Source organism: Salipiger aestuarii (assembly GCF_003259905.1).
Taxonomy (GTDB): Bacteria; Pseudomonadota; Alphaproteobacteria; order Rhodobacterales; family Rhodobacteraceae; genus Salipiger; species Salipiger aestuarii.
Genome location: NZ_QLMG01000007.1, coordinates 1 through 23,572 on the forward strand (window position 1 = coordinate 1; position 23,572 = coordinate 23,572).

Genomic DNA, 23,572 nt, shown 5'->3' on the forward strand with positions numbered 1-23,572 from the left:
TCGCTATGCGATGGAGCACATCTTCGACCGGGTCTGCTCGGAGCACGGGATCGAGCATCGCCTGGCAAAGGTGAACCATCCCTGGACCAATGGCCAGGTCGAGCGCATGAACCGCACGCTCAAGGAAGCGACCGTCAAGCGCTACCATTTGAGGCACACGCTCAACTCGAAACCCACCTCGGCGACTTCATCGCAGCCTACAATTATGCGCGTCGCCTCAAGACGCGGCAGGGCCTAACGCCATTCGAGTTCATCTGCAAAATCTGGACAAGAGAGCCAGAAAGATTCACTGTCGATCCAACCCATCACACGCTGGGACTAAACACGTAGTGTCCAGACACATTGAGTTTCACAGCCAGAACAGAACGGTTGCGGCGAGCATGATCGCTGAGAAGAACGTCTCCGGGCATCGATCGCAACGGGTCGCGCCGCGCCGCCAGTCCTTGATGCGCCCGAACATGATCTCGATGCGGTTACGCCGCTTGTCGTATTTGACTGCCCTGTTGCGAGACTTCCGGCCGGGGATGCGGACCTTTATCCCCTTGTCTTTCAACGCTTCTCTGAACCAATCGGCGTCATTGCCTCGATCGGCGAGCAGCCACCCCGCCGTCGGCAAGCTGCGCGGCCTCGACGCCGCCACCCCGAACGGGCTGGCCGGTGCGGGGAAAACCACCATCGAAGAACGCCCCGCCGGGCAAACCCTCGTCGATAACCGGGCCAATGCCGCCCCCAACGCGTCAGCAGCGGCGATGTCGACCGGACGCACACTGGCCATGTCCGACGTGCTCGCGCTGGCCACGGCTGGGTTCGCGGTCGTCTTCCGCGGTTGCGTCGGCTTTGACGAGGATGTTCCTGCGCGGATGTTCGGCGAAACAGGCGCGCCGACGCCGGATTTGTTGCAGCCTTTCGACAAAGGCGTCCCACCCTGCGCCCGCGGCACGGGGCGATGGCAGCGTACTGGCGATCTGCGACAGCGGTACCGACGATGACCAGATCGGCGCGCAGCGGATGGATGCCGGGGGCCAGCTCATCGGCGACGAATTCGTCAACTTCGCCGGTCAAAGCATGCATCCGGCAGCGGCCTGGCTGGACGACAGGGGGCGGTGATCGTCGACGCCGATCCGAACGGCGAGGTGGTCCCGGCGATCAAGGTGTTCGATCTGAATTTTCAGGGCAATGCGGTGGACGACCTGTTTGACGGCAGCGTCGGCGATGGCGCGGACGCGCCGCTTGGCTCGACCGGGTCCGAGGCTGGCGGGCGGTGCGGGCAACGGCTGCCGGTGAGCGGCGCCGGTGCCGGAAAGCTGGTTGGCGTCACGGGGTCTCTTGGGTGGCCCTGCCGTCAGGGCGCTCGATAAGCGGGAAGGTCGGGACACGCGAAGAGGTCCATTCGTCCAGCCGCTCGCCGCACGCGCGACAGTCGAAATAGTCGCGGTCACGAGATGTCAGCTTATAGCTTCCCACCTCGTAGGCTGTGCCGCACTTGCATGTTTTTGGTTTCCATCATGGGTGTATGATAGTGCTGCGCTCGGATCGATGCAAAGCCTCGCGCGAGGAGGTCAGAGCTTTCTGATTTCAAAGTGGCCCACTACCACAGGACTGACATGGTCGATCCGCAGATCAGCGATATGATGTCCACCAGCTTTGAAACCGAGACGATCGAACCGCAAAATCCCGATGGTTCGCGCGGGGCGGAAGCCGTCAGCTCTGTGGTGATTGGTGCGGCGTGCCATGTGCTTCGGAACGGGCCGGGCATCCGGCAGCGTCGGCACGCGGGGGCGGTTTTCATCCAGCAAGGCGCCGGCTAACGACAGTGAAACCAAGCGCGCTCTTGACGACGTTGCCTTGATCGGGTTCGCGCAGGACGACGGGCTGTTCCCGATCTGACCCGGGCGGGGGGACCACCGCTGGGACGATGCTGCCGCCTGGTCTTTCCTGTGCCCGCTGTTTTCCGCCGCGGCGTCGCGTGCAGACCGCGTGCAGAAGGGGGCGCTGCGCCCCGCCTGTCGGCTCCCCCCGGAGTTTAACGGGCAAGATGAAGACGGGGCGCGGCGCCCTGGCTTCATCTTGCCAAATAAACTCCCGCCGGAGGCGTTCGGGCGAACGGCCAGGCGCGGCGCCCCGAGCAGGGCGCAGCGCCAAACTGTCAGGTCACGTCCTTGTAGCTGATTTCCTTGATGTCCGATCCGGTCTTGCTGCGGCGCACATGCAGCCGGTTCAGCGCGTTCACATAGGCGCGCGCCGAGGCCACCACCGTGTCGGTGTCCGCCGATTGCCCGGTGGCGATCTTGCCGTCTTCTTCCAGGCGGACGGAGACGGTCGCCTGCGCGTCAGTGCCTTCGGTCACGGCGCTGACCTGATAAAGCTGAAGCCGCGCCTTGTTCGGATAAAGCTTGCGCACCGCCTTGAACGTCGCATCGACCGGCCCGTCGCCGAATTCGTCGGCGCTGGATTCCTGCCCGCCAACTTCCATCTCAAGCACCGCTTCGGCCTGACCGGCGGTGCCACAGATCACCTTGAGCGACACGATTTCCAGGTGGTTTTCCTGATCGTCGGCCATGTGGGCGGTGACCAGGGCAAGGATGTCGTCATCGTAGACCTCTTTCTTGCGGTCGGCGAGATCCTTGAACCGCACGAAGATGTCCTTGAGCTGGTTGTCCCCCACATCGACCCCAAGCTCCTTGAGCTTGGCGCGCAGGGCGGCGCGGCCGGAATGCTTGCCAAGCGGCAAGGAGGTGCCCGCAAGGCCGACATCCTCGGGGAGCATGATTTCGAATGTTTCCTTGTTCTTGAGCATGCCATCCTGATGGATGCCGGATTCATGCGCGAACGCGTTCTTGCCGACGATGGCCTTGTTGAACTGCACTGGAAAGCCCGCCACCGACGCGACGCGGCGCGAGATATGCATGATCTTTTTCGTCTCGACCCCGGTGTAGAACGGCATGATGTCGCCACGGGTGCGCAGGGCCATGACGACCTCTTCCAGCGCGGTGTTGCCCGCGCGTTCGCCAAGGCCGTTGATGGTACATTCGATCTGGCGCGCCCCGCCCTCGACTGCGGCCAGCGCGTTGGCGGTCGCAAGCCCAAGGTCGTTGTGGCAATGGGTGGCAAAGATCACCTCATCCGCGCCGGGCACGGTGGCAATCAGCTTGCGGATCAGTTCGGCGGATTCGTTGGGCGCGGTATAGCCCACGGTGTCGGGGATGTTGAGGGTGGTGGCCCCGGCCTTGATGGCGATCTCGACCACGCGGCACAGGTAATCCCATTCGGTGCGGGTCGCATCCATCGGGGACCATTGCACATTGTCGCACAGATTGCGGGCATGGGTGACCGTTTCGTGGATGCGGTCGGCCATTTCATCCATCGAGAGGTCAGGGATGGCGCGGTGCAGCGGCGAGGTGCCGATAAACGTGTGGATGCGAGGGCGGGGGGCATGTTTCACCGCCTCCCAGCAGCGGTCGATGTCGGCTTTCTGGGCGCGGGCAAGCCCGCAGATCACCGTTTCCCGCGACCTCCGGGCGATTTCCGCCACGGCGGCGAAGTCGCCTTCGGAGGCGATGGGAAAGCCTGCTTCGATGATGTCGACGCCCATGTCTTCGAGCAGCTCGGCGATTTCCAGCTTTTCATCGTGGGTCATCGTGGCGCCGGGCGACTGTTCGCCATCGCGAAGCGTCGTATCGAAGATGTAAACGCGGTCCTTGCCTGCGCTCTGAGCCTGGTCTGTCATGGTTCTGGATCCTGTAAGGTCTTCGTCCTGGGGTGTTTCGCCGGCGCGAAACGGGTCTCCTCTGAGCGTCCGCGCCGGGAACTGCGCGCTCAGAGGCGAATTAGGAGAAGACGCAGGCCAAGCGCAAGCTCTGCGCAAGGCGCAGTGGCGGGTCGCGCGATATGGCCGTTCATCGTCATGCCTCGGACTATAGGCGCACGGGGGCAAATGAAAACCCGGAAAATGAGCGGGTTTCCGCGAAAATTTCCGCTGCGCTGCGGCATCGCGACGGCAGGGCTTGAGCGGCGCGCGCCACCGTTCATAGTGCGAAATACGAGCAATGAAGAGGGAACCGCGTGCTGAAACAGCTATGCCGCGCCGCCGTGCTGGCGACGATTCCGGTCTGGGCGGCGGCCGAGGGTCGCGAGGCGGCCGATGTCTACGTCTTCGGCAACAGCCTGGTGCATTATCTTGGCGAAACGGCGCGGTCCAACGTGCCGCACTGGCTGGGTGCGATGGCCGAGGCCGACGGCCGGCGCCTGGCGCTGGACGGGCAGTGGGGGTTTCTGCGCGATTTCGCCGGGGGGCTGCCGCCGCGCCCGAACTGGTCGTTTCCGGGGGTGGCAAGCGCCTGGGATCCCGGGCGCGGGGCCTTTGGCGACGCGGGCTTTGACGCGGTGCTGGTGACACCCGCGAACTTTATCCAGTATCAGGCCCCGGACATGGCTTACGAGGGTGACAACCCCGGTGGCGAGTCGCCTCTGGGCGCGACGCTGAAAGTGCTGGACTGGATGCTGGGCCATACCGGGGGCGTGCCGGTCTGGATCTACGAAGGCTGGGCCGAGATGTCGTCGCTGGTGGGGCGCTTTCCGCCGCCGGACCAGGCACTGCGCCGCTATCAGGCGTTCAACGCGGGCGATTATCACGCGTGGTATCTGGACCTGACCGAGGCGCTGCGTGGCGCGCGCCCCGACGCGGACGTGCGGCTGTTGCCGGTGGCCTCGGTGCTGGCCGGGCTGCTGGGCGACGGGGGACTGCTGGAAACCCTGCCAGCCGAGGCTTTGTATGTGGATGCCGACCCGCACGGCACGCCGACGTTGTATTTCCTGGCGGCGATGGTCGTCTATTCGGCGCTGTACGAGACGCCGCCGCCGGCGGGTTATCAGCCGCCCGATAGCCTGCATCCGCAGGTGACATCGGCTTATCCGCAACTGGCGCAGGCTGTCTGGCAGGCTGTCAGGGCGGCGGGTGTCTTGCAGGAAGCGAGGGGCGCACCGCAGCGTCAGGCTGCGGCCAACCCGCCGCAAACGGGTCCGCTGCCGCGGCGCGGCGCGGTGGCCCTGCCGGCAGCGGGCGCCCGTCCGCAGGGGGTTCCCGCGCTGGGAATGGGGCTGAACGGCATTTCGGACTGGTCGACACAGCAGCCCTTTGTGGACCTGATGAAGACGGCGCGCGAATGGGTCGGGCATCTGCCCGGCCAGTGGGGCGGCGTGACAATCGACGCATTGCGCGCCGAGGGCGTTCTGGACGACAACGGCTGGCCTCTGCGCATCCCCGACCGGATCGACCGGCTGGAGGCGCTGTTGCTGACCGATCAACCCGAAGACGCCGATTACCTGCGCGGCAGCTATGTGGTGACATGGGCGGGAACCGGCGATCTGAAACTGACCGGCCGCGCCCGGCGGGTCAGCTATGGCCCCCGCGAGGCGCGATTTCATTACACCCCCGGCGAGGGGGCGGTGGGGATTTCGGTGTCGGCGACCGACGCCAGCGACCCGATTCGCGACATCCATGTGGTGCGCGAAGACCAGATGGCGCTGTTCGAGGCGGGGGTGATCTTTGATCCCGCATGGGTGGCGCGGGTGCGCGACCTGCGCTCGGTCCGGTTCATGGACTGGATGATGACCAACGGCTCGCCCGTACAGGCCTGGTCCGACCGGCCCCGCCCGTCCGATTACACCTGGACCGCCTGGGGCGTGCCGCTTGAAACGATGATCGCGCTTGCCAACCAGATTGGCGCGGACCCCTGGTTCAACATGCCCCATATGGCGAATGACGACTACATCCGCCGCTTTGCCGAAACGGTGCGCGACCGCCTGGACCCCGGACTCAAGGCGCATGTGGAATATTCCAACGAGGTCTGGAACCACATCTTTCCGCAGGCGGGCTGGGCACAGATTCAGGCCGACGCGTTGTGGGGGCCATCCGAAACCGGCTGGATTCAATATTACGGGCTGCGCGCCGCGCAGGCGATGCGGATCTGGGCAGAGGTGTTCGGCGATGCGGCACAAGACCGGCTGGTGCGGGTCGTGGCCACCCACACCGGCTGGCCGGGGCTGGAGGAAAACATCCTTGTCGCGCCGCTGGCTTATCTCGAACTGGGCCATCCCCCTGCGGCGGACTTCGATGCCTACGCGGTGGCGGGGTATTTTGGTTACGAGATGGGCGGCACAGAGATGGCGCCACAGATCGACGGATGGCTCGATCGGGCCGAAGCCGAGGCTGTCGCTGCGGGCAAGGCGCAAGGTCTGCGCCGCGTCGCGCTGCGCGAATACGTCAGGGTTCACCGTTACGAGGCGGCCGTTGCGCCGGTGACGCTGGCGCTTCAGGAGGGCTCGCTGAGGGAACTGGTCGAAGACATCCTGCCCTATCATGCCGGCGCCGCCGAGGCTGCCGGCCTGCGGTTGGTGATGTACGAAGGCGGCACCCATGTGGCCGCACAGGCCGGGCGCACCGAAGACACGCGCCTCACCGAGTTTTTCGAATATCTCAACTACACACCCGAGATGGCCAAGCTGTACGAATCGCTGCTTGGCGGATGGGCGGCGGCGGGCGGCACGTTGTTCAATGCCTTCGTCGATGTGGCGCCGCCATCGAAATGGGGCAGTTGGGGCGCGCTGCGACATCTGGGCGATGCCAACCCTCGCTGGGACATGTTGATGAGCTTCAACGCCACCGGCCCATCTGACTGGGCGCCGCGCGACCCGGACGCCTTTGCCGACGGGGTGATGCTGACCGGCACCGCCGGGGCGGACAGGCTGGGCGGCACCGCGCAGGAGGACATTCTGTTGGGCGGGGCGGGCGACGATACATTGGTGTCGGGCGGTGGCGACGACAGCCTGCACGGCGGGGCGGGGCGGGATGTGGCGCTGCTGCCCGGATCGCGGGGCGATTACAGCTTTGCGCCCGATGGCGCCGCGCTGATCGCGTCCAGCCCGGCGGGACGGGTGCGGCTTGTGTCGGTCGAAGGCCTGAGCTTTGCGGACAGCCCCGCCACCGTTGTTCCTGGCTCGGAGCTGTGACTAAAATTTTTAGCTAAAAATTTTAGGCCCCGGCGCGGCCCTTGGTGAGGTCGTCGATGGCGCGCAGACCGCTCAGAAGCGCCCCGAGCCCGTCGATCTGCACCATGTTCGGCCCGTCCGACGGGGCGTTGTCCGGGTCTTCGTGGGTTTCGATGAACAGTGCCGCCGTGCCTACCGCGCAGGCTGCCCGCGCCAGCGGCTCGACGAACTGGCGTTGCCCGCCCGACGATATGCCCTGGCCGCCGGGCAGTTGCACCGAATGGGTCGCGTCGAACACCACCGGATAGCCGGTCTGCGCCATGATCGGCAGCGAGCGCATGTCGCTGACCAGCATGTTGTAGCCAAAGCTGGCGCCGCGCTCGCACAGCATGATGCGGCGGTTGCCGGTCGAGGCGATCTTGTCCGCGACGTTTTCCATATCCCAGGGGGCCAGGAATTGCCCCTTCTTGACGTTGATCGCCGCGCCGGTTTCCCCCGCAGCCAGCAGCAGGTCGGTCTGGCGCGACAGGAACGCCGGGATCTGCAAGACGTCCACCGCCTGTGCCACCGTCGCGCATTGCGCCGTGTCATGCACATCGGTCAGCACCGGCACGCCGAATTCGGCGCCGATCGTGGACAGGATCGACAGCCCCGCATCCATCCCGATACCGCGCTTGCCACCCAGGGACGAGCGGTTCGCCTTGTCAAAACTGCCCTTGAAGATCCACGGCGTGCGGGCGGCTTCGGCGGCGTTGGCGATGCGTTCCGCCAGCATTCGCGCGTGCTCCAGGCTTTCCAGCTGGCATGGCCCCGCGATCAGCGCGAAAGGCGCGTCGTTGGATACGGTGAGGCCCTTGATCGTCAGTTCCGTCATTCGATGCCTTCCAGTTGCAGCACGGATTCGATGCGGCTGACATCGACCGGATTGTTGAGCTCCCAAAACACCCGGCCCTGCGCCTTGACCTCGACGCAGGCGACCGGGACGCCGTGTTCGAGAAAGCGCAGCTGTTCCAGGCCCTCGACCTTTTCAAGCGTGCCCTCGGGCCAGCCCGCGTAGCTGCGCAGCGCCTCGGGGCGGTAGCCGTAGACGCCCACATGATGCCAGACCTCGGGCGGCGCCGTGCGGTCGCTGACGTAGGGCAGCACTTCTTTCGAGAAATACAGCGCTGTGCCGTCGGTGCGCATCACCGCCGTGGTGCCCCCGACCCGGCCCATCTTGCGGTCGGTGAGAAAGTTCAGAAGCATGTCGCGTTCGGTGCGCAGAACGGGGGTCGCCACCTGCACGGCAGGGTCCTGCATCCGGTCGATCAGCGCCTCGACGAACCAGGGCGGCGTCAGGGGGGCATCGCCTTGCAGGTTTATGACGATGTCGGGATCGGTGCCGAGCTGCGTCAGGGCCTCGGCGCAGCGTTCGGTGCCGTTGCGCGCATCGCTCGACGTCATCAGCACGTCCGCGCCAAAGCCGCGCGCCGCATCCGCGATGCGCGCATCGTCGGTCAGCACATACACTGCGTCGACGCCCTGGGCCTGACGTGCTGCGTCCCAGCTGCGCTGGATCAGCGTCTTGCGCACGCCGCTGGTTCCGGCCAGTTCGATCAGCGGCTTGCCCGGAAACCGGGTCGAGGCAAAGCGGGCGGGGATGAAGATGACCGTTTTCATGCCACACCTGCCCGCAGCGCGTCGTGGATATGCACCAGTCCGACCAGCGTGCCATCGGCGTCGACCGCGAACAGGGACGAGATCTTGCCTGCGTTCATCACCCCCAGCGCCTCGGTCAGCAGCGCGTCGGGCGCGATGCTGCGGGGGTTTCGGGTGGCGACTTGTCCGGCGTTGCGCTCCATGAGTCCCTCCAGGTTGCGGCGCAGATCCCCGTCAGTGATCACGCCTGTCAGCTTTCCGTCCTCGACCAGCGCCGCGACACCAAAGCCCTTCTGCGACATCACCACCAGCGTCTCGCCCATGTCGGTGTCGGGCGTGACCATGGGCAGTTCGGCGCCGCGATGCATCACCGCCGACACCCGCAGCAATTGCGCGCCAAGCGAACCGCCGGGGTGGAAGGCCAGGAAATTCTCGCGGTCGAAGCCGCGCGCGCGCATCAGCGATACCGCCAGCGCATCCCCCAGTGCCATGGCCATGGTGGTCGATGTGGTGGGGGCCATGCCGATGGCGCAGGCCTCGGGGGCGTCGGGCATAAGCAGCAGATGGTCGGCTTGCCGTGCCAGCGTGCTGTCGGCGCGGCGCGTCATGGCGATCATGGGGATGGAAAAGCGCGCGCAATGGGCGATCATGTCGGCAAGTTCGCGGGTTTCGCCCGAGTTGGAAATCAGGATCACCGCGTCGTCTGGGGTAATCATCCCCAGATCGCCGTGGCTGGCCTCGCCTGGGTGCACGGTCAGGGCCGGGGCGCCGGTCGAGGCCAGCGTTGCCGCGATCTTGCCCGCCACATGGCCCGATTTTCCCATGCCCGACACGATGATGCGCCCGTTGATGTGCAGCAACAGCGTGATGACGTCATCGTAGGCGGCGGGCAGTTCGTCGGCCAACCGCGACAGGGCCGCAGCCTCGGTGGTCAGGACCTCGCGGGCGATCTGGGAAGAAGTCTGGACCATGCGCTTTCTCGTAAACACTGTGTGCGCCTGTTAACGCGGGGGGGCGGCGCTGTCCAATGCGGTCTTTGCCGACCCGTTCAAAACCTGCCCGTCAACCCCGGCGGGAGTGGCATGGGCGTGGGCATGGCAGGGCGGCGTTTCTGCCGCCCCGGCCCCCATCAGGGCGCCTGAACCAGACCCGAGGCAGGCAGACCCGCGGCAGGCAGCCGTCCGTTGGTCGGCAGAGACGGTCAGTCGCGGGTCTCGTCCGGGGCCACGCCCCAAATGGCAGTCTTGGGCGCCCAGCCGCTGTATCCGCCAGCGGACAGTTCGCACCACGACACGGTGCAGTCGCCCAGTTCGGCCACTACCCCAAGGGCAAGCTTGGCGGTGACGGGGGTGTCTTCGGACGCGCGGCTGTGCAGGTCGAGCATATCCTTTTCCACCAGCACCGTGCGCACGCCGGACAACAGCGAATAATGCACCCAGCCGCCGGCGCCGTCGGCGTCGCGCACCCGGCGCCAGTGGCCATGTTCGGCGGTGATTTCCAGCGGCATGTCGCGGCGCAGAAACACCCAGTCGATGCGGTGGGTCAGCGAGGGCCCGCGTCGCACGTTGGCCTCGGATGTCTTCAGCGACACGAACCTTGGCACGGGCAGGGACGTGACCGGCCCGCGTTCCTCGGCGCCGGTTGCGGCGCCCGAGACCAGCGTCGCGACCAGCGACAGTGCCACGGCGAATTGTCTCATTTCCCTGTCCTGCCCGTTTTTTTGCAGGCGGGGTTCTTGTGCCCCGCAGCATCAGAGGGCAGTGTGCCAGCAAGCCAGCGCCAAGGAAAGGGACGGGACCGCGTCATGCCGATGAAACGCCTGAGTGTTGTTGTCACGCGACGCTTGCCGGAAGCGGTCGAAACCCGCCTGACAGAGCTGTTCGACGCGACCCTGCGCGACGATGACACCCCGATGACCCGTGCCGAGATCGCCGCCGCCATGGCAGGCGCAGACGTGCTTGTGCCCACGATCACCGATAACATCGACGCCGCGCTGATCGGGCAGGCGGGCGACACCCTCAAGCTGATCGCGAACTACGGCGCGGGGGTCGACCATATCGACGTCGAGACCGCCCGGCGGCGCGGCATTCTTGTGTCGAACACTCCCGACGTGATGACCGACGATACCGCCGATATGGTCATGGGGCTGATGCTGGCGGTGATGCGCCGGATGCAGGAAGGGCTTGTCACCATGCAGGCCGGTGACTGGGGCGGCTGGGCGCCGACCGCGTTTGTGGGCACCCGGCTGGGCGGCAAGCGGCTGGGCATTCTGGGGATGGGGCGGATCGGGCAGGCGGTGGCCAGACGCGCCAACGCCTTTGGCATGCAGATCCATTACCACAACCGCCGCCGCCTGCGTGCCGAAACCGAAGAGGCGCTGGAGGCGACCTGGTGGGAAAGCCTGGACCAGATGGTGGCGCGGATGGATGTGATTTCGGTCAATTGTCCGCACACGCCATCGACCTTTCATCTGCTCAACGCACGGCGGCTGAAGCTGATGAAGCCCTCGGCCGTCATCGTCAATACCTCGCGCGGCGAGGTCATCGACGAAAGCGCGCTGACGCGGATGCTGAAGGCGGACGAACTGGCGGGCGCGGGGCTGGATGTTTACCAGCACGGCATCCGGGGCAACCCGGAGCTTGTGAACATGCGCAATGTCGCGATGACGCCGCACATGGGGTCGGCCACGATCGAAGGCCGGATCGAGATGGGCGAAAAGGTGCTTTTGAACATCAAGACCTTTGCCGACGGGCATCGTCCGCCCGATCAGGTTCTGCCCGGCGTGTTCTGAGGCCTCGCCAGATTCGATGAAAATCCGGGGGAAAGGTCGCGGTTGCGCCCGGTTTGGGCACGACTTGCGACACCGCGACACCCGACTTTGACAGCGCAACGTCGATCAGACCGGAGTCGCTGTCATGATGTCTCATCTTTCCACCGCCCCCCGTGGGGATGCGTTTCTCGACGATCAGTATGCCTGGTCCCCCGGCTATGACTCGCCCCCCCCCGAGGTGTCCGGGGCGCCCGTCGGGTCGTTCTGGGCCGAAGCGACAGCGCAGCAGGCGGCGGTGTTCTGGCAGGCCGAAGCGGCCTGGGCCGAAATCCTGGATGAGCGCGAATCCTTTGGTTGGTCTGCCCTGCACGACGAACGGCTGACCGAGACCCAGGCCTTTGCCGCCCACGAAGAGCTGCTGTTCAACGGTCTTCCGGCGGGCGGCTTTTCGGTGCTGCAATGGGAAGGCGTCGGAACCATGCGCAACATCGGCAACCTCGCCGCCGATCTGGGCCGCATCCTGACGCTGGAAATCGTGCAGACCGCGGGCCAGCCTTATCTGCTTGGGGTCAGCCGCGACAAGGACATGCTGGTCGCCTGGCGTGTTCTGGAAGACGGCGATCTGGTCGAAACCTCTCGGGTCGATTTTGGCGCCGTTCTGGGCATCCGCTCCCCGAAGGAAATGACCGTGCGCGTGCTGGGCGATGTGCCGTATATGCTGCTGGTGGGCGAAAACGATCATGCCCCCGGCGTTCTGGCCATGACCGAAACCGGAGAGCTGCACCTTGCCGAAACGCTGCTGGAACTTGGCGTCTTGCCCTGCGGGGCGCTGCGCGTGCCGCGGGTGGCCCTGACCAAGGCTGCCGTCCCGGTCGCATTCGGGATCGAGCTGATGCTGGCGCCCGTTGTGCCGCCGGTCTGGCTGGTGCCCGGCGGCGGGATCGCGCTGCAACTGGCGGGGGATCTGGTGCCCGGCTACGCGGTGCTGTCCGCCTGATCCCGCCCTGACAGGATCCCGTTCACAAGCGTTTCCGCGCCGAGGCTGGCGCGGAATTTTTCTTCGACATGTGCCCGGCCCGCCGCAGACAGGCGCGCAGCGCTTTCGGGGTTCTGTGCCAGTTCCTTGATCGCGCGCGCCAGCGAGGTGGGGTCCTTGGGGGGGACAAGCTTGCCGTTCCGGCCGTCGTCGATCAGTTCGCGCACGCCGCCCGCATCGGTGCCGATGGTCGGCACCCCGCAGGACATTGCCTCCATATAGGCCACGCCCAGCGGTTCGTGCCAGGACGCCAGCGCAAACACATGCGATTCCAGCAGCTTGGCCTTGACCGCCTCGGCGTCGATCGCGCCCAGCAGCTTGACGTGATCCTGCAAGCGCAGCTTGCGCAGGTGCGCTTCCAGTTCCTTGCGGAAACCATCGCCGCCGGCGTCATCCTCGCCCGCGATCTCCAGCCGCACATCGACGCCTTGATCCAGCAGTTGGCGCACCGCCGACATCAGATCCTGGTGCCCCTTGACCACATTCAGCCGGCCGCAGGAAAACAGCTGCACCGGGCGGCCCTTTTCCGGGGCGCGATAGGGCGTGGTGCGTTTCAGAATGTCGGTGTCCACCCCCATCGGGCGCACATAGACGCGCGCGGGCAGGGCGCCGGGCAGGGCGTCGCGCATTTCCTGCAGCAGCTTGTGGGTGATGATCGTGGCAAACGCCGCGCCCGACCATTTGAACCGCTGCCCCGGTCCGTAATCCGACAGCGGCCCGTGCAGGGTCAGCGAATAGGGCGGGCCGCCAAGTTTGCGGCACAGCGCGGCGATCAGCGCGGCGCGCCCGCAGGAATGCACATGGATGTGGTCAAGCTGCCGTTTCGCCGCCAGGGTTTTCAGCGCCTGGGCCGCGGACAGCGTTATCGCGACGTCCTTGCCGAAGCCGGGGCCCTCGCGGGCGATCCAGCCGAGTATGCCCCTGGGCAGCAGCGCCGCCATGGCCTGCGCCGCCAGAACAGGGCGCATCTGCCCTAGGTAAACGGTCCGCGCGATGGCCGCTTGCGACCAGTCGTGCGAGATCAGCCCCAAAGGAGGCATACGCGTCGACAGCAGCTGGACCGTATGGCCCATCCGTTCCAGCGCACGCAGCTCACGCCAGTAAAAGATATGCGTCTGCCCCGGAAACTGGGGCACGAGATATCCGATTCGCAATCGCTGCGACACCGATCCCCCCGCTTACAGGCTGTTTCCCCGCGTGGAACCGCGGGTGTTTGTCCCAGCTTCCCCGGTTCTTCTTTATTTGGCCACAGTTTGGTGGCACCTGTGCGCCTGAAGGGCGATGAAATCGCGCGACTGTGGCGGGTTTAATACGCATGACGACTGATCCCGGAGAGAATCCCGGAACGCCAGCGGTTTCGGTGGTGCTTCCTGCCAGCAATGAGGCGGCGCTGATCGGTCGTTGCCTGCGGGCGCTGCGCGGATCGCGGTTCGATCAGACAGTGCAGGTCGTGGTCATCGCCAATGGTTGTCACGACGAGACCGCCGCGCGCGCGCGCGCCGAGGCACCGGGCTTTGCGGCGCGGGGCTGGTGCTTGCAGGTGATCGACCGCGCCCAGGGAGGCAAGCTTGGCGCGCTTGGGGTCGGGGATGCGGCGGCGCGGGCGGGCATACGCATTTACCTTGACGCGGACGTGACCGTCAGCCCCGACCTGATCGCACAGCTGTACGGGGCGCTGGACCGGCCCGGCGCGCGCTATGCCAGCGGGCGGGTCCGCATCACCGGGGTCGGTGCGATGTCACGCGCCTACGCGCGGTTCTGGGCGCAGGTGCCGTTCATGCGTCAGGGCGTTCCCGGCTGCGGAGTCTTTGCCGTCAACGCCGCGGGGCGCGCACGCTGGGGCGACTGGCCCGCCATCATTTCCGACGACACCTTCGCGCGGCTGTGCTTTGCCCCCGCCGAACGCCTCGGCGTTTGCGCGCCCTACGACTGGCCAATCGCCACGGGATTGCGCAATCTGGTCAGGGTGCGACGCCGCCAGGACGCGGGCGTCGCCGAAATCGAACAGAGGTATCCCGACCTGCTGTGCAACGACGACAAGCCGGGGTTTCCGGCATCCGAAAAGCTGCGGCTGGCGTTGCGCGACCCGCTTGGCTTTGCCGTCTACAGCGGCGTGGCGCTGGCTGTCCGGCTGCGTCCGGCCGGCGCGGGCTGGAGCCGGGGGCGATGATCGCGGTGATGCGCCAGCGGTTTCGTGGCACGTCGCTTGCGGCGCGGGCGGTGCGGTCTTCGCTGCTGACGGTGGGCGGCTTTGGCTTCAATCAGGCGCTGCGGCTGGCGTCCAACCTTGTGCTGACGCGGCTGCTGTTCCCCGAGGCCTTTGGCCTGATGGCGCTGGTGTCGGTGTTCATGATGGGGCTGCAACAGTTTTCCGACGTGGGCACCACAACGGCGATCCTGCAAAGCCGGCGCGGCGACGATCCCGATTTCCTGAACACCGCCTGGACCGTACAGGTGTTGCGCGGGGCAGGGCTGGCGCTGGCGGGCGCGGCGCTGGCCTGGCCGATGGCGCGTTTCTACGACGAAGCGCAGCTGCTGCATATGTTGCCGGTGGCGGCGCTGTCCTTGTTTATCGTGGGGTTTCGCCCCACCCGGATGGACACTGCCAACCGGCATCTGCTGCTTGGGCGGGTGACGTTGCTGGACATGGTCACGCAGGTGTCGGGGCTGGCGGTGGCGATTTTTCTGGCCTGGGCGACCGGGTCGGTCTGGGCGCTGGTGATCTCGGGGCTGGTGTCCTGCGCGGTCGAGGTGGTGATCAACTGGGTCTTTCTGCCGGGGCCGTCCAACCGCTTTCGCTGGGAACGCGCGGCGACGCGCGAGCTGGTGACCTTTGGCAAATGGATTTTCCTGTCCACCGTCTGCGGGTTCTTCTTCAGTCAAAGCGACAAGCTGCTGATGGGCAAGTACCTGACGCTGGACCTGCTGGGGATCTACAACATCGGCTATTTCCTGGCGGCCTTTCCGATGCTGCTGGGGGGGATGGTGACGCGCCGCATCCTGATCCCGATCTACCGCGAGACCCCGCCGCGCCGGAGCCGCCACAATTTCCTGCGTCTGCGCCGGATGCGGTTCATCGTGACGGCGGCGCTGATGACGCTGGTGGGGGTGTTCGCCTGCGTCGGAGACTGGCTGGTCGATCTGATGTACGACGAACGCTACCTGGCGGCGGGGGCGGTGACGGTGGTCATCGCCTGCATGCAGATGCCGCAGATCATCGTGCAGACCTACGATCAGGCGGCGCTGGCGGCGGGCGACAGCCGGACGTTCTTTGTGTTGGCCTTTGCGCGGGCGGTTCTGATGATCGGCTGCGTCCTGATCGGGCTGGAACTGGGCGGCCTACTGGGGGCGCTGCTGGGCATCGGGGCGGCCTATGTGCTGGCCTATCCGGTCGTGGTGTGGCTGGCGCGCCGGATGGGGGCGTGGGACCCGTTGCACGACGCGGTCTTCGCGCTGGCCGCGACCGGGCTGACCGGGTTGGCCGCCTGGCTGAACTGGCCGGTGATCGTGGCGATCGCAGGGCTTGGTGGGGGCTGAGCCGCGTCGTTAAAAGGGAAACGATTCCATGGCTGCGCGGCATTGTGTTTCGTGCCATAACAATGCCCGTTAAAATGCCCTTGATTCATGGCGAAGACCGGCCGGATACCTAAAAACCGCCGCAATTCTCCCCCATTGCTGCGTTAGCAGAGTATTAATATCTATTTAGCGGGGTAATTTGGTCATGCGCCCAATCGATCAGCACGAAATCGGTGAAAACGACATCGCCATCGTCGGCATGGCGGCGCACCTTCCCGGCGCGGGCGATATTCTGCGTTACTGGGAAAACCTGCGCGCCGGGCGATCGTCGTTCCGCAAGCTGACCGAGGATGATCTGCGCGCGGCGGGCGAAGATCCCGGCCTGATGCGCCACAAGAATTATGTACCCTTCGCCGCGCCGCTGGACGATTTCGAAATGTTCGACGCGGAATTCTTCGGGTTTTCGCCCAAGGAAGCGGCGATCATGGACCCTCAGCACCGGCAATTCTTGGAATGCGCGTGGGAGGCGCTGGAAAACGCCGGCCATGTCCCGGACAGTTTTGACGGGCAGGTGGGCGTGTTCGCGGGTTGCGGCATGGGGTCGTATTTCTATTTCAACGTCTGCTCGAACCCGGATCTGGTGGAAAACACCGGGATGTTCCTGCTGCGCCACACCGGCAATGACAAGGATTTCATGACCACGCGCGCCAGCCATGTGCTGGATCTGCACGGCCCGTCGATCAATCTTCAGACCGCGTGTTCGACCTCGTTGGTGGCGACGCATTACGCGGTGCAGGCGCTGCTGAACGGCGAATGCGACATGGCGCTGGCCGGGGGCGTGACGATCGAACTGCCACAGGGGCGCGGCTACCTGTACAAGGAAAACGAGATCCTTTCGCCCGATGGTGCCTGCCACGCCTTCGATCACCGCGCGCAGGGCACGGTGTTCGGGTCCGGCGCCGGGGTCGTGGTGCTGCGCCGCCTTGCGGATGCGGTGGCGGATGGCGATCACGTCTGGGCGGTCATCAAGGGCAGCGCGGTCAACAACGACGGCGCGCAAAAGGCGGGCTATCTGGCGCCTTCGGTCGATGGTCAGGCGGCGGCAATCGCCGAGGCGCAGGCGGTGGCGGGCATCACGTCCGACACGGTGGATTACGTCGAATGCCACGGGACCGGCACCTATCTGGGCGATCCGATCGAGGTCGCGGCGCTGACCCAGGCATTTCGCGAAACCTCTGACGCGACGGCGCATTGCCGCATCGGGTCGGTCAAGACGAACATCGGACATCTGGACACGGCGGCCGGGGTGGCGGGGCTGATCAAGGCCTCGCTGGCGCTGCATCACCGCGAGATGCCGCCGTCTCTGGGGTATGAGGCGCCGAACCCGTCCATTGATTTCGACGGCTCGCCCTTTGTGGTCAACGACGCGCTGGCCGCCTGGCCGAAAACGGCACATCCGCGCCGCGCCGGGGTGAATGCGCTGGGGGTGGGGGGCACCAACGCCCATGTGGTGCTGCAGGAATCCCCGGCGCCCGCGCCGTCGGATGCAAGTGACTGGCCGTTCCAGATCCTGACCCTGTCGGCGCGGACGCAGGGCGCGCTGGACGATGGGGCAAAACGTCTTGCGGCGCATCTGCGCGCGCATCCCGAACAGCCTCTGGCAGACGTGGCCTGGACGCTGAAGCAAGGGCGCCGCGCCTTTGACAAGCGCCGCATCGTGGTTGCCGAAACCCACGAACAGGCCGCCCTTTTGCTGGAACAGGACGATCCGCGTCGGGTGCATTCGCACAGCGCGCTGGATCGCCCCGAGGTGGTATTCACCTTCCCCGGCGGCGGCGCGCAATACCCCGGAATGGCACGCGATCTGTACGAGACCGAACCGGTCTTTGCCGAATGGATGGATCGCGGGCTGGATGCTTTGACCGGGATTTCCGACGCCGACATCCGCGCGCTCTGGCTCGATACCGAACCGGCGCAGGCGGACGAGGCGCTGAAACGCCCGTCGCTGCAACTGCCACTTATCATGATTGCCGAATATGCGCTGGCGCAGCTTTGGATAAGCTGGGGCATCACGCCGGTTGCGCTCGCGGGGCATTCCATGGGCGAAAACACCGCCGCCTGCCTTGCCGGTGTCATGCGTTTCGAGGATTGTATCGGCCTTGTGCATCTGCGCGGGCGACTGTTCGATACCGTGCCAGCCGGGGGAATGCTGTCGGTGAATCTGCCCGCTGACCAATTGCGCCCGCTGCTGGGCGATCAGCTGGATCTTGGCGTGGTCAACGCGGCGGATCTGTCGGTCGCCTCGGGGCCGGTGGCGGCGTTGGGGGCACTGCACGCGCGGCTGACGGCGGACGGCATCGACTGCCAGCGCATCGCCATCGACATCGCCGCGCACAGCCGGATGCTGGACCCGATCCTGAACGAGTTCCGTCGCTATCTGATGACCATCGACCTGAACGCGCCGCAGATTCCGCTGACGTCGAACCGAACCGGCAATTTGATGACGCCCGAGCAGGCGGTGTCGCCCGATTACTGGGTCGACCACTTGCGCGGCACGGTGCTGTTCGCTGATTGCATCGGGGCCGTGGCGGGGCCGAACCGTATCCTGCTTGAGGTCGGGCCGGGCAAGGCGCTGTCGGCGCTCGCCCGTCAGCATCCGGACGTGACCGCCAACCAGGTGCTGTCGTCGCTGCGCCACCGCGACGATGCGGTGTCCGACGACAAGCACATGTTCGAGGTTCTGGGCCGGCTTTGGGCGCTGGGCGCGACCATCGACTGGGCGCAGGTCTGGGGCGGCGCCCGCCGCGCCCGCGTGGCGCTGCCGGGCTACGCGTTTCAGCGCGCGCCGTATTTCATTGCGCCGGGCCGGGCACAGCCGCAGACCGCGCCGCAATACCTGATGCGGCAGGGCGATGTCGCTGACTGGGGCTGGAAACCCGTCTGGCGCCCCCGCGCCGCCGAGACCGAGGTCGATGTCGATCACGGGCTGGCCGATGCGGATCCGCAGGTCTGGCTGATGTTCATGGATGACTCCGGGCTGGCCGCCCGTGCCGCCATCCGCCTGCGCGCCGCCAGTCACACGGTGATCGAGGTGCGCCCCGGCGATAATTTCACCCGCCTGGCCGACACCTCGTATCTGCTCGCCCCCGAGCGCGGCCGCGAAGGGTATGACCTGCTGATCCAGGATCTGGTGCAGCGCGGTCAGGTGCCGACCCGCATCGCCCATCTGTGGCTGGTCACCACCGCTGAGGATCACCGCCCCGGCTCCAGCTTTCTGCATCGGCTTCAGGAGCAGGGGTTCTATTCCCTTCTGTTCCTCGCTCAGGCCGTGGCCGAGGAAAACCTGCCCAGACCGCTGCATATGACGGTCGTCACCAATGGCGCAGCGCGGTTGCGCGATGAATCGCTGCCCTATCCGGTCAAGGCCACGATCGCGGGTCCGGCCCGCGTGATCCCGCGCGAATTGCCGGGCGTCACGGTGTCGACCCTTGACCTGACGCTGCCGGAGGCGGCGACGGGGGGCCTGTTCGCCCGGCGCAAGGCGCAGGCGGCCCATGATCTGGCAACCGACGCGCTGGCCACCCAACTGCTCGAAGAACTTCTGGCCGCGCCCTCGGGCGCCATCGCCGTGCTGCGTGGCGGCAAGCGGTACGCCTGCACGATGAAGCCTGTGGCGCTGCCCGCGCCTGCCGCGCCAGTCACCGGGGGCACGGTGATGATTACCGGCGGGTTCGGTGGCATCGGCCTGACGCTGGCGCATCAGCTGGCGGCGCAGGGCGCGCGGATCGCGCTGGTGGCGCGGGCGGCTTTGCCCGACCCGCTGCACTGGTCCGACTACCTGTCGCGCCACGCGCCGCAGGATGTCATCGCACGGCGCATCCGCGCGGTGCGCAGCCTTGAAGCGGCGGGCGCCACCGTGATGACCTGCGCCGCCGATGTCTGCAATCTGGGCCAGATGCGCAGCTTGCGCGATGACATCGAACAGCGGCTTGGCCCGATAGCCGGCGTCATCCATGGCGCTGGCGTGATCGACGATGGCCCGCTGATGACCAAATCTTCGGCGAGCATCGAGGATGTGTTCACCCCCAAGATTCACGGCACGCAGGTGTTGGGCGACATCTTTCCCGACGGCACGCTGGACTGGATGGTGCTGTTCGCGTCATCCTCGACCGTCACGGCGCCTGCGGGGCAGGTGGATTATGTCGCCGCGAACGAATACCTCAACGCCTTTGCCCAGTCCCGCGCGGGTGGCAAGACACGCGTCATCGCGATCAACTGGGGCATCTGGAACGAGGTCGGCATGGCCGCCGAAGCGGTCGCGCAGCGTCGGGGCGAAACGCCTGCGGCCCCGGTGGACCCCGCCGGCGTGCCGATGCTGGACACGCGCACGTTCGATGCCCGGGGCAACCGGATGTTCACCGCGCGCTACGCCACGTCCGACTGGTTCATCGGCGAACACCGCACCCGCGCGGGCGATGCGCTGCTGCCCGGCACCGGCTACATCGCCCTCGCGGCCGAGGCGCTGCGGGCGCAGGGCGAACCCGCCGCTTTTGAAATTCGCGACCTTGCGTTTTTGCGCCCGCTGCGCGTGACCGATGGCGCGTCCCGCGACGTGCGCGTCCGGCTGACCCGCCGCGACGAAGGCTATGGGTTCGACGTGCTGGCCGACGCCACGCTGGGTGGAACGCGAGGCCACGCGCTGACCGCGCAAGCGCGGCTGGCGCTGATGCCGATGGCACGGCCCGACCCGCTGGACCTTGGCGCGATCCGGGCGCGCTGCGGCGCGCCGGTCACCGCGCAGGGCGGCAAGCTGACCACCGCGCAAGAGGTGCACCTCGCTTTTGGTCCCCGCTGGAAGGTGCTGGACGCCCGCGCGCTGGGGCAGGGCGAGGGCATCGCCGATCTGTCGCTCGCGCCCGGTGCGGCGCCGGATGGCTGCCTGCTGCACCCGGCGCTGATGGACATCGCCACCGGCTGGGCGATGGAACTGATCGAAGGCTACCAGCCTACCCACCTGTGGGTGCCCGTCAGCTATGCCCGTGTGCGCGTCCATGCCCCCCTGACCGGGCGCATCGTCAGTTGGGTGCGCAACGCCGCCGACAACCGCGCAGCCAACGAGACCGCGAGCTTTGACATCACGCTGTGCGACCCGCAGGGCGCGGTGCTGGTCGAAATCTCGGGCTTTACCATCCACAAGCTGGTGCAGGCCGACGTGCTGCGCGCCGCCCCGCGCCTGACCGCCGCCGAACTGGAAACCGACAGGACCGAAACGCAGCCGCTGTCCCCGGCCGAGGAACGGCTGGCCCACAACCTGTCCCAGGGCATCCTGCCCGCCGAGGGGGCCGAGGCCTTTGCCCGCGCGCTGGCGCTGGGCGCGCCGCAGGTGGTGATTTCGTCCATGGATCTGGGCCAGCTTGTGGCGCAGACCGCCGCCAGCACCGCCGAACGGGCCGAGGGCCATAGCTTTGACCGCCCGCAGCTTGACGGCGATTACGTCGCCCCCGGGAACGATGTCGAACGCACGCTTGCCGGGTTCTGGCAGGATCTGCTGGGCGTGCGGCAGGTGGGTGTCGATGACAGCTTCTTCGACCTCGGCGGGCACAGCCTGATCGCCGTGCGGCTGTTCGGCATGGTGCGCAAGACCTTCCGCGTGGATTTCCCGATCTCGGTGCTGTTCGAGGCCCCGACGATCCGCAAATGCGCCGCGCTTATCATCGCCCAGACCGGCCATGTCGACAGCAGCGACGCGCCATCGGCACCCGAGCGCCGGTTTACCCATCTGGTGGCGATGCACGACGGCGAAGGCGGGGCACGCACGCCGTTCTTTCTGGTGGCGGGGATGTTCGGCAATGTGCTGAACCTGCGGCATCTGGCGCATCTTCTGGGGGCGGACCGGCCGTTCTACGGGCTTCAGGCGCGCGGGCTTTACGGCGACGCGGCGCCTCACGACGACATCGAGGCGATGGCCCGCGATTACATCGCCGAAATGCGGCAGGTGCAGCCGCACGGGCCCTACATGGTCGGCGGCTTTTCGGGCGGTGGTATCACCGCCTATGACATCGCGCGCCAGCTGGAACTGGCGGGCGAAGAGGTGTCGCTATGTGTCCTGCTGGACACGCCGCTGCCGGTGCGCCGCCCGCTGGATCTGCGCGACCGGCTGATTATCCAGGCGGCCGAGGCCCGCGCCAGAGGACCGCTTTATCCGCTGATCTGGGCGCGCAATCGCATCCGCTGGGAAATCGCCAGGCGCCGCGCGCCCGGGGAAACCCGGACCCCCGGCTTTCACAACGCGGAAATCGAGGCCGCCTTCCTTGCCGCCGTGGGGCGCTATCACGTCCGACCGTGGGACGGGCGGCTGGTGCTGTACCGCCCGCCGCTGGTGGGCAAGTGGACGGTAACGGGCGGCCGCATGGTCAATTCCGAACGCGCCTATGCGCTGCACGACAACGACTGGAGCGCCCGGTCGCCTCACGTCGAGGTTCACGAGGTGCCCGGAGATCACGATTCCATGGTGTTGGAACCCAACGTCCGGGTGCTTGCCGCGCTGATGCGCGAGGCGATCATCGAGGCCGAGGCCACAGGGGGCGAGGTGGTCGATTTTCCCGGCCATCGCGCGGCGGAGTAAGCGATGCCCCGGCTGCTGATCGTTTCGCTGAACTACCGCACGCCGCAGATGACCCTGCGTTCGGCGCAGGCGGCCCTGCGCGAGATGGAGGGGCTGGACGCGGAACTGGTGATCGTCGACAACGACAGCGGCGACGGCTCGTTCGAAACCATGCAGGCCGGGCTGGCGCAGCCCTGGGCCGCGCGGGCCCCGATCCGGCTGATCCAGTCGGGGCACAACGGCGGTTTCGGCGCGGGCAACAACGTGGGCATCCGGGCGGGCATGGCCGACGGGTCGCGCCCCGATTATGTGTACCTGCTGAATTCGGATGCCTTTCCGGGGCCGGGCAGCATCGCGCGGCTGCTGGATCACCTTGAAACCCATCCCGAAGCAGGCTTTGCCGGCAGCTATATCCACGGCGAGGACGGCGCGCCGCATATCACCGCCTTCCGCTTCCCGTCGGTCTTGTCGGAACTGGAAGGGGCGGCGCGTTTCGGCCCGATTTCCCGCGCGCTGGCGGGCTGCAAGGTGCCGCTTGCCCTGCCCGAGCGCACGCAGCGTGTCGATTGGCTGGCCGGGGCGTCGCTGATGATGCGGGACTCGGTGCTGGACGGGATCGGCCTGTTCGACGAAACCTTCTTTCTGTATTTCGAGGAAACCGAACTGTGCCTGCGCGCGGCCCGCGCCGGGCATGAAACCCATTACGTCCGCGACAGCGAGGTCACGCATATCGGCTCCGTCTCGACCGGGATGAAGCGATGGCAGCGCATCCCCGGCTTCTGGCTCGACAGCCGCTGGCATTATTTTTGCAAGACGCGGGGGCGCGGGTACGCGGCACTTGCGACCCTGGCCCATGTGGCGGGCGGGCTGCTGTGGCGGCTGCGCAGGGTGGTTCAGCGCAAACCCGCGGCGGACCCGCCGCATTTCCTGCGCGATATGGTTTTTCACGATCTTCGGGCCCTGCTGCCCGGCGCGGCGCGCCCCATGGTGCGCCGTCGCGAGATCAAGACGGAGTAAGGTA

The 23,572-nt window shown here is 66.6% G+C and carries 16 protein-coding genes and 2 pseudogenes; 10 read left to right on the forward strand and 8 right to left on the reverse strand.

What is annotated here, in order from left to right:
- Window positions 1-330: pseudogene (locus ATI53_RS05530) on the forward strand (integrase core domain-containing protein); the annotation flags it as partial.
- Window positions 331-349: 19 nt separating this feature from the next.
- Here ATI53_RS05530 and ATI53_RS05535 read toward each other — a convergent pair.
- Window positions 350-628, reverse strand: a pseudogene (locus tag ATI53_RS05535) (transposase); the annotation flags it as partial.
- Window positions 629-773: 145 nt separating this feature from the next.
- On the opposite strand from ATI53_RS05535, the gene ATI53_RS22915 reads away from it, so the two are divergent.
- Window positions 774-989 carry a hypothetical protein gene (locus ATI53_RS22915; RefSeq protein ID WP_146609886.1) on the forward strand — a complete coding sequence of 72 codons (216 nt, stop codon included), beginning with the start codon at window positions 774-776 and terminating at the stop codon, window positions 987-989.
- Between the two features lie 114 nt (window positions 990-1,103).
- The gene (locus tag ATI53_RS05545) at window positions 1,104-1,358 is read left to right on the forward strand and encodes a hypothetical protein (protein WP_111549905.1); all 255 of its coding nucleotides are present in this window, start codon (window positions 1,104-1,106) and stop codon (window positions 1,356-1,358) included.
- Window positions 1,359-1,559: 201 nt separating this feature from the next.
- On the opposite strand, the gene ATI53_RS22920 is transcribed toward ATI53_RS05545, so the two are convergent.
- Window positions 1,560-1,823 (reverse strand): hypothetical protein, encoded by a 264-nt coding sequence (locus ATI53_RS22920; RefSeq protein WP_146609887.1) that lies wholly within the window; start codon window positions 1,821-1,823, stop codon window positions 1,560-1,562.
- A 323-nt stretch (window positions 1,824-2,146) separates the two neighbouring features.
- Complete coding sequence (locus ATI53_RS05555; RefSeq protein WP_009504020.1) at window positions 2,147-3,727, reverse strand: 2-isopropylmalate synthase; 1,581 nt, start codon at window positions 3,725-3,727, stop codon at window positions 2,147-2,149.
- Between the two features lie 335 nt (window positions 3,728-4,062).
- Here ATI53_RS05555 and ATI53_RS05560 point away from each other — a divergent pair, with 335 nt between their 5' ends.
- Entirely contained in the window at window positions 4,063-7,008 is a 2,946-nt protein-coding gene (locus tag ATI53_RS05560) for a calcium-binding protein (protein WP_111549907.1), read from the forward strand.
- Window positions 7,009-7,030: 22 nt separating this feature from the next.
- On the opposite strand, the gene kdsA is transcribed toward ATI53_RS05560, so the two are convergent.
- The 4 genes from kdsA to ATI53_RS05580 form a co-directional block, all read right to left on the reverse strand.
- A complete protein-coding gene (kdsA, locus tag ATI53_RS05565; protein WP_111549908.1) occupies window positions 7,031-7,861 on the reverse strand; it encodes a 3-deoxy-8-phosphooctulonate synthase in 831 nt (276 codons plus the stop codon).
- A complete protein-coding gene (locus tag ATI53_RS05570; RefSeq protein WP_111549909.1) occupies window positions 7,858-8,646 on the reverse strand; it encodes a 3-deoxy-manno-octulosonate cytidylyltransferase in 789 nt (262 codons plus the stop codon). Before ATI53_RS05570 ends, kdsA begins: the two co-directional genes overlap by 4 nt.
- Window positions 8,643-9,596, reverse strand: a complete 954-nt coding sequence (locus tag ATI53_RS05575; protein WP_009504026.1) for a KpsF/GutQ family sugar-phosphate isomerase — start codon at window positions 9,594-9,596, stop codon at window positions 8,643-8,645. The genes ATI53_RS05570 and ATI53_RS05575 overlap by 4 nt, the downstream gene beginning before the upstream one ends.
- Window positions 9,597-9,826: 230 nt before the next feature.
- Complete coding sequence (locus tag ATI53_RS05580) at window positions 9,827-10,324, reverse strand: SH3 domain-containing protein (RefSeq protein ID WP_009504027.1); 498 nt, start codon at window positions 10,322-10,324, stop codon at window positions 9,827-9,829.
- Between the two features lie 105 nt (window positions 10,325-10,429).
- Here ATI53_RS05580 and ATI53_RS05585 point away from each other — a divergent pair, with 105 nt between their 5' ends.
- Window positions 10,430-11,416 (forward strand): 2-hydroxyacid dehydrogenase, encoded by a 987-nt coding sequence (locus tag ATI53_RS05585; RefSeq protein WP_009504028.1) that lies wholly within the window; start codon window positions 10,430-10,432, stop codon window positions 11,414-11,416.
- Window positions 11,417-11,540: 124 nt separating this feature from the next.
- A complete protein-coding gene (locus ATI53_RS05590) occupies window positions 11,541-12,392 on the forward strand; it encodes a hypothetical protein (RefSeq protein ID WP_009504029.1) in 852 nt (283 codons plus the stop codon).
- Here the strand turns inward: ATI53_RS05590 and epsE are convergent.
- Window positions 12,371-13,585, reverse strand: a complete 1,215-nt coding sequence (gene epsE, locus ATI53_RS05595) for an exopolysaccharide biosynthesis GT4 family glycosyltransferase EpsE (protein WP_009504030.1) — start codon at window positions 13,583-13,585, stop codon at window positions 12,371-12,373. The genes ATI53_RS05590 and epsE overlap by 22 nt on opposite strands.
- A 161-nt stretch (window positions 13,586-13,746) precedes the next feature.
- Between epsE and ATI53_RS05600 the strand changes: the two genes are divergently transcribed.
- The 4 genes from ATI53_RS05600 to ATI53_RS05615 all read left to right on the forward strand — a co-directional run bounded on the left by ATI53_RS05600 (window position 13,747) and on the right by ATI53_RS05615 (window position 23,568).
- Window positions 13,747-14,601: a glycosyltransferase family 2 protein gene (locus ATI53_RS05600; protein ID WP_170134530.1), complete on the forward strand. Its 855-nt coding sequence runs from the start codon at window positions 13,747-13,749 to the stop codon at window positions 14,599-14,601.
- Complete coding sequence (locus ATI53_RS05605; RefSeq protein WP_111549911.1) at window positions 14,598-15,968, forward strand: oligosaccharide flippase family protein; 1,371 nt, start codon at window positions 14,598-14,600, stop codon at window positions 15,966-15,968. Before ATI53_RS05600 ends, ATI53_RS05605 begins: the two co-directional genes overlap by 4 nt.
- A 184-nt stretch (window positions 15,969-16,152) precedes the next feature.
- Window positions 16,153-22,572, forward strand: coding sequence for a type I polyketide synthase (locus ATI53_RS05610; protein WP_111549912.1), 6,420 nt, complete (start codon window positions 16,153-16,155; stop codon window positions 22,570-22,572).
- Window positions 22,573-22,575: 3 nt separating this feature from the next.
- Window positions 22,576-23,568 (forward strand): glycosyltransferase family 2 protein, encoded by a 993-nt coding sequence (locus ATI53_RS05615; protein WP_009504034.1) that lies wholly within the window; start codon window positions 22,576-22,578, stop codon window positions 23,566-23,568.
- Window positions 23,569-23,572: the final 4 nt, after the last annotated feature.

What these genes read in the sequence shown, in the direction of transcription:
- ATI53_RS22915 (WP_146609886.1), top strand. Translation starts at nt 774, where the DNA reads ATGTCCGACGTGCTCGCGCTGGCCACGGCTGGGTTCGCGGTCGTCTTC.
- ATI53_RS05555 (WP_009504020.1), bottom strand. Translation starts at nt 3,727, where the DNA reads ATGACAGACCAGGCTCAGAGCGCAGGCAAGGACCGCGTTTACATCTTC.
- kdsA (WP_111549908.1), bottom strand. Translation starts at nt 7,861, where the DNA reads ATGACGGAACTGACGATCAAGGGCCTCACCGTATCCAACGACGCGCCT.
- ATI53_RS05570 (WP_111549909.1), bottom strand. Translation starts at nt 8,646, where the DNA reads ATGAAAACGGTCATCTTCATCCCCGCCCGCTTTGCCTCGACCCGGTTT.
- ATI53_RS05575 (WP_009504026.1), bottom strand. Translation starts at nt 9,596, where the DNA reads ATGGTCCAGACTTCTTCCCAGATCGCCCGCGAGGTCCTGACCACCGAG.
- ATI53_RS05580 (WP_009504027.1), bottom strand. Translation starts at nt 10,324, where the DNA reads ATGAGACAATTCGCCGTGGCACTGTCGCTGGTCGCGACGCTGGTCTCG.
- ATI53_RS05585 (WP_009504028.1), top strand. Translation starts at nt 10,430, where the DNA reads ATGCCGATGAAACGCCTGAGTGTTGTTGTCACGCGACGCTTGCCGGAA.
- ATI53_RS05590 (WP_009504029.1), top strand. Translation starts at nt 11,541, where the DNA reads ATGATGTCTCATCTTTCCACCGCCCCCCGTGGGGATGCGTTTCTCGAC.
- ATI53_RS05600 (WP_170134530.1), top strand. Translation starts at nt 13,747, where the DNA reads ATGACGACTGATCCCGGAGAGAATCCCGGAACGCCAGCGGTTTCGGTG.
- ATI53_RS05605 (WP_111549911.1), top strand. Translation starts at nt 14,598, where the DNA reads ATGATCGCGGTGATGCGCCAGCGGTTTCGTGGCACGTCGCTTGCGGCG.
- ATI53_RS05610 (WP_111549912.1), top strand. Translation starts at nt 16,153, where the DNA reads ATGCGCCCAATCGATCAGCACGAAATCGGTGAAAACGACATCGCCATC.
- ATI53_RS05615 (WP_009504034.1), top strand. Translation starts at nt 22,576, where the DNA reads ATGCCCCGGCTGCTGATCGTTTCGCTGAACTACCGCACGCCGCAGATG.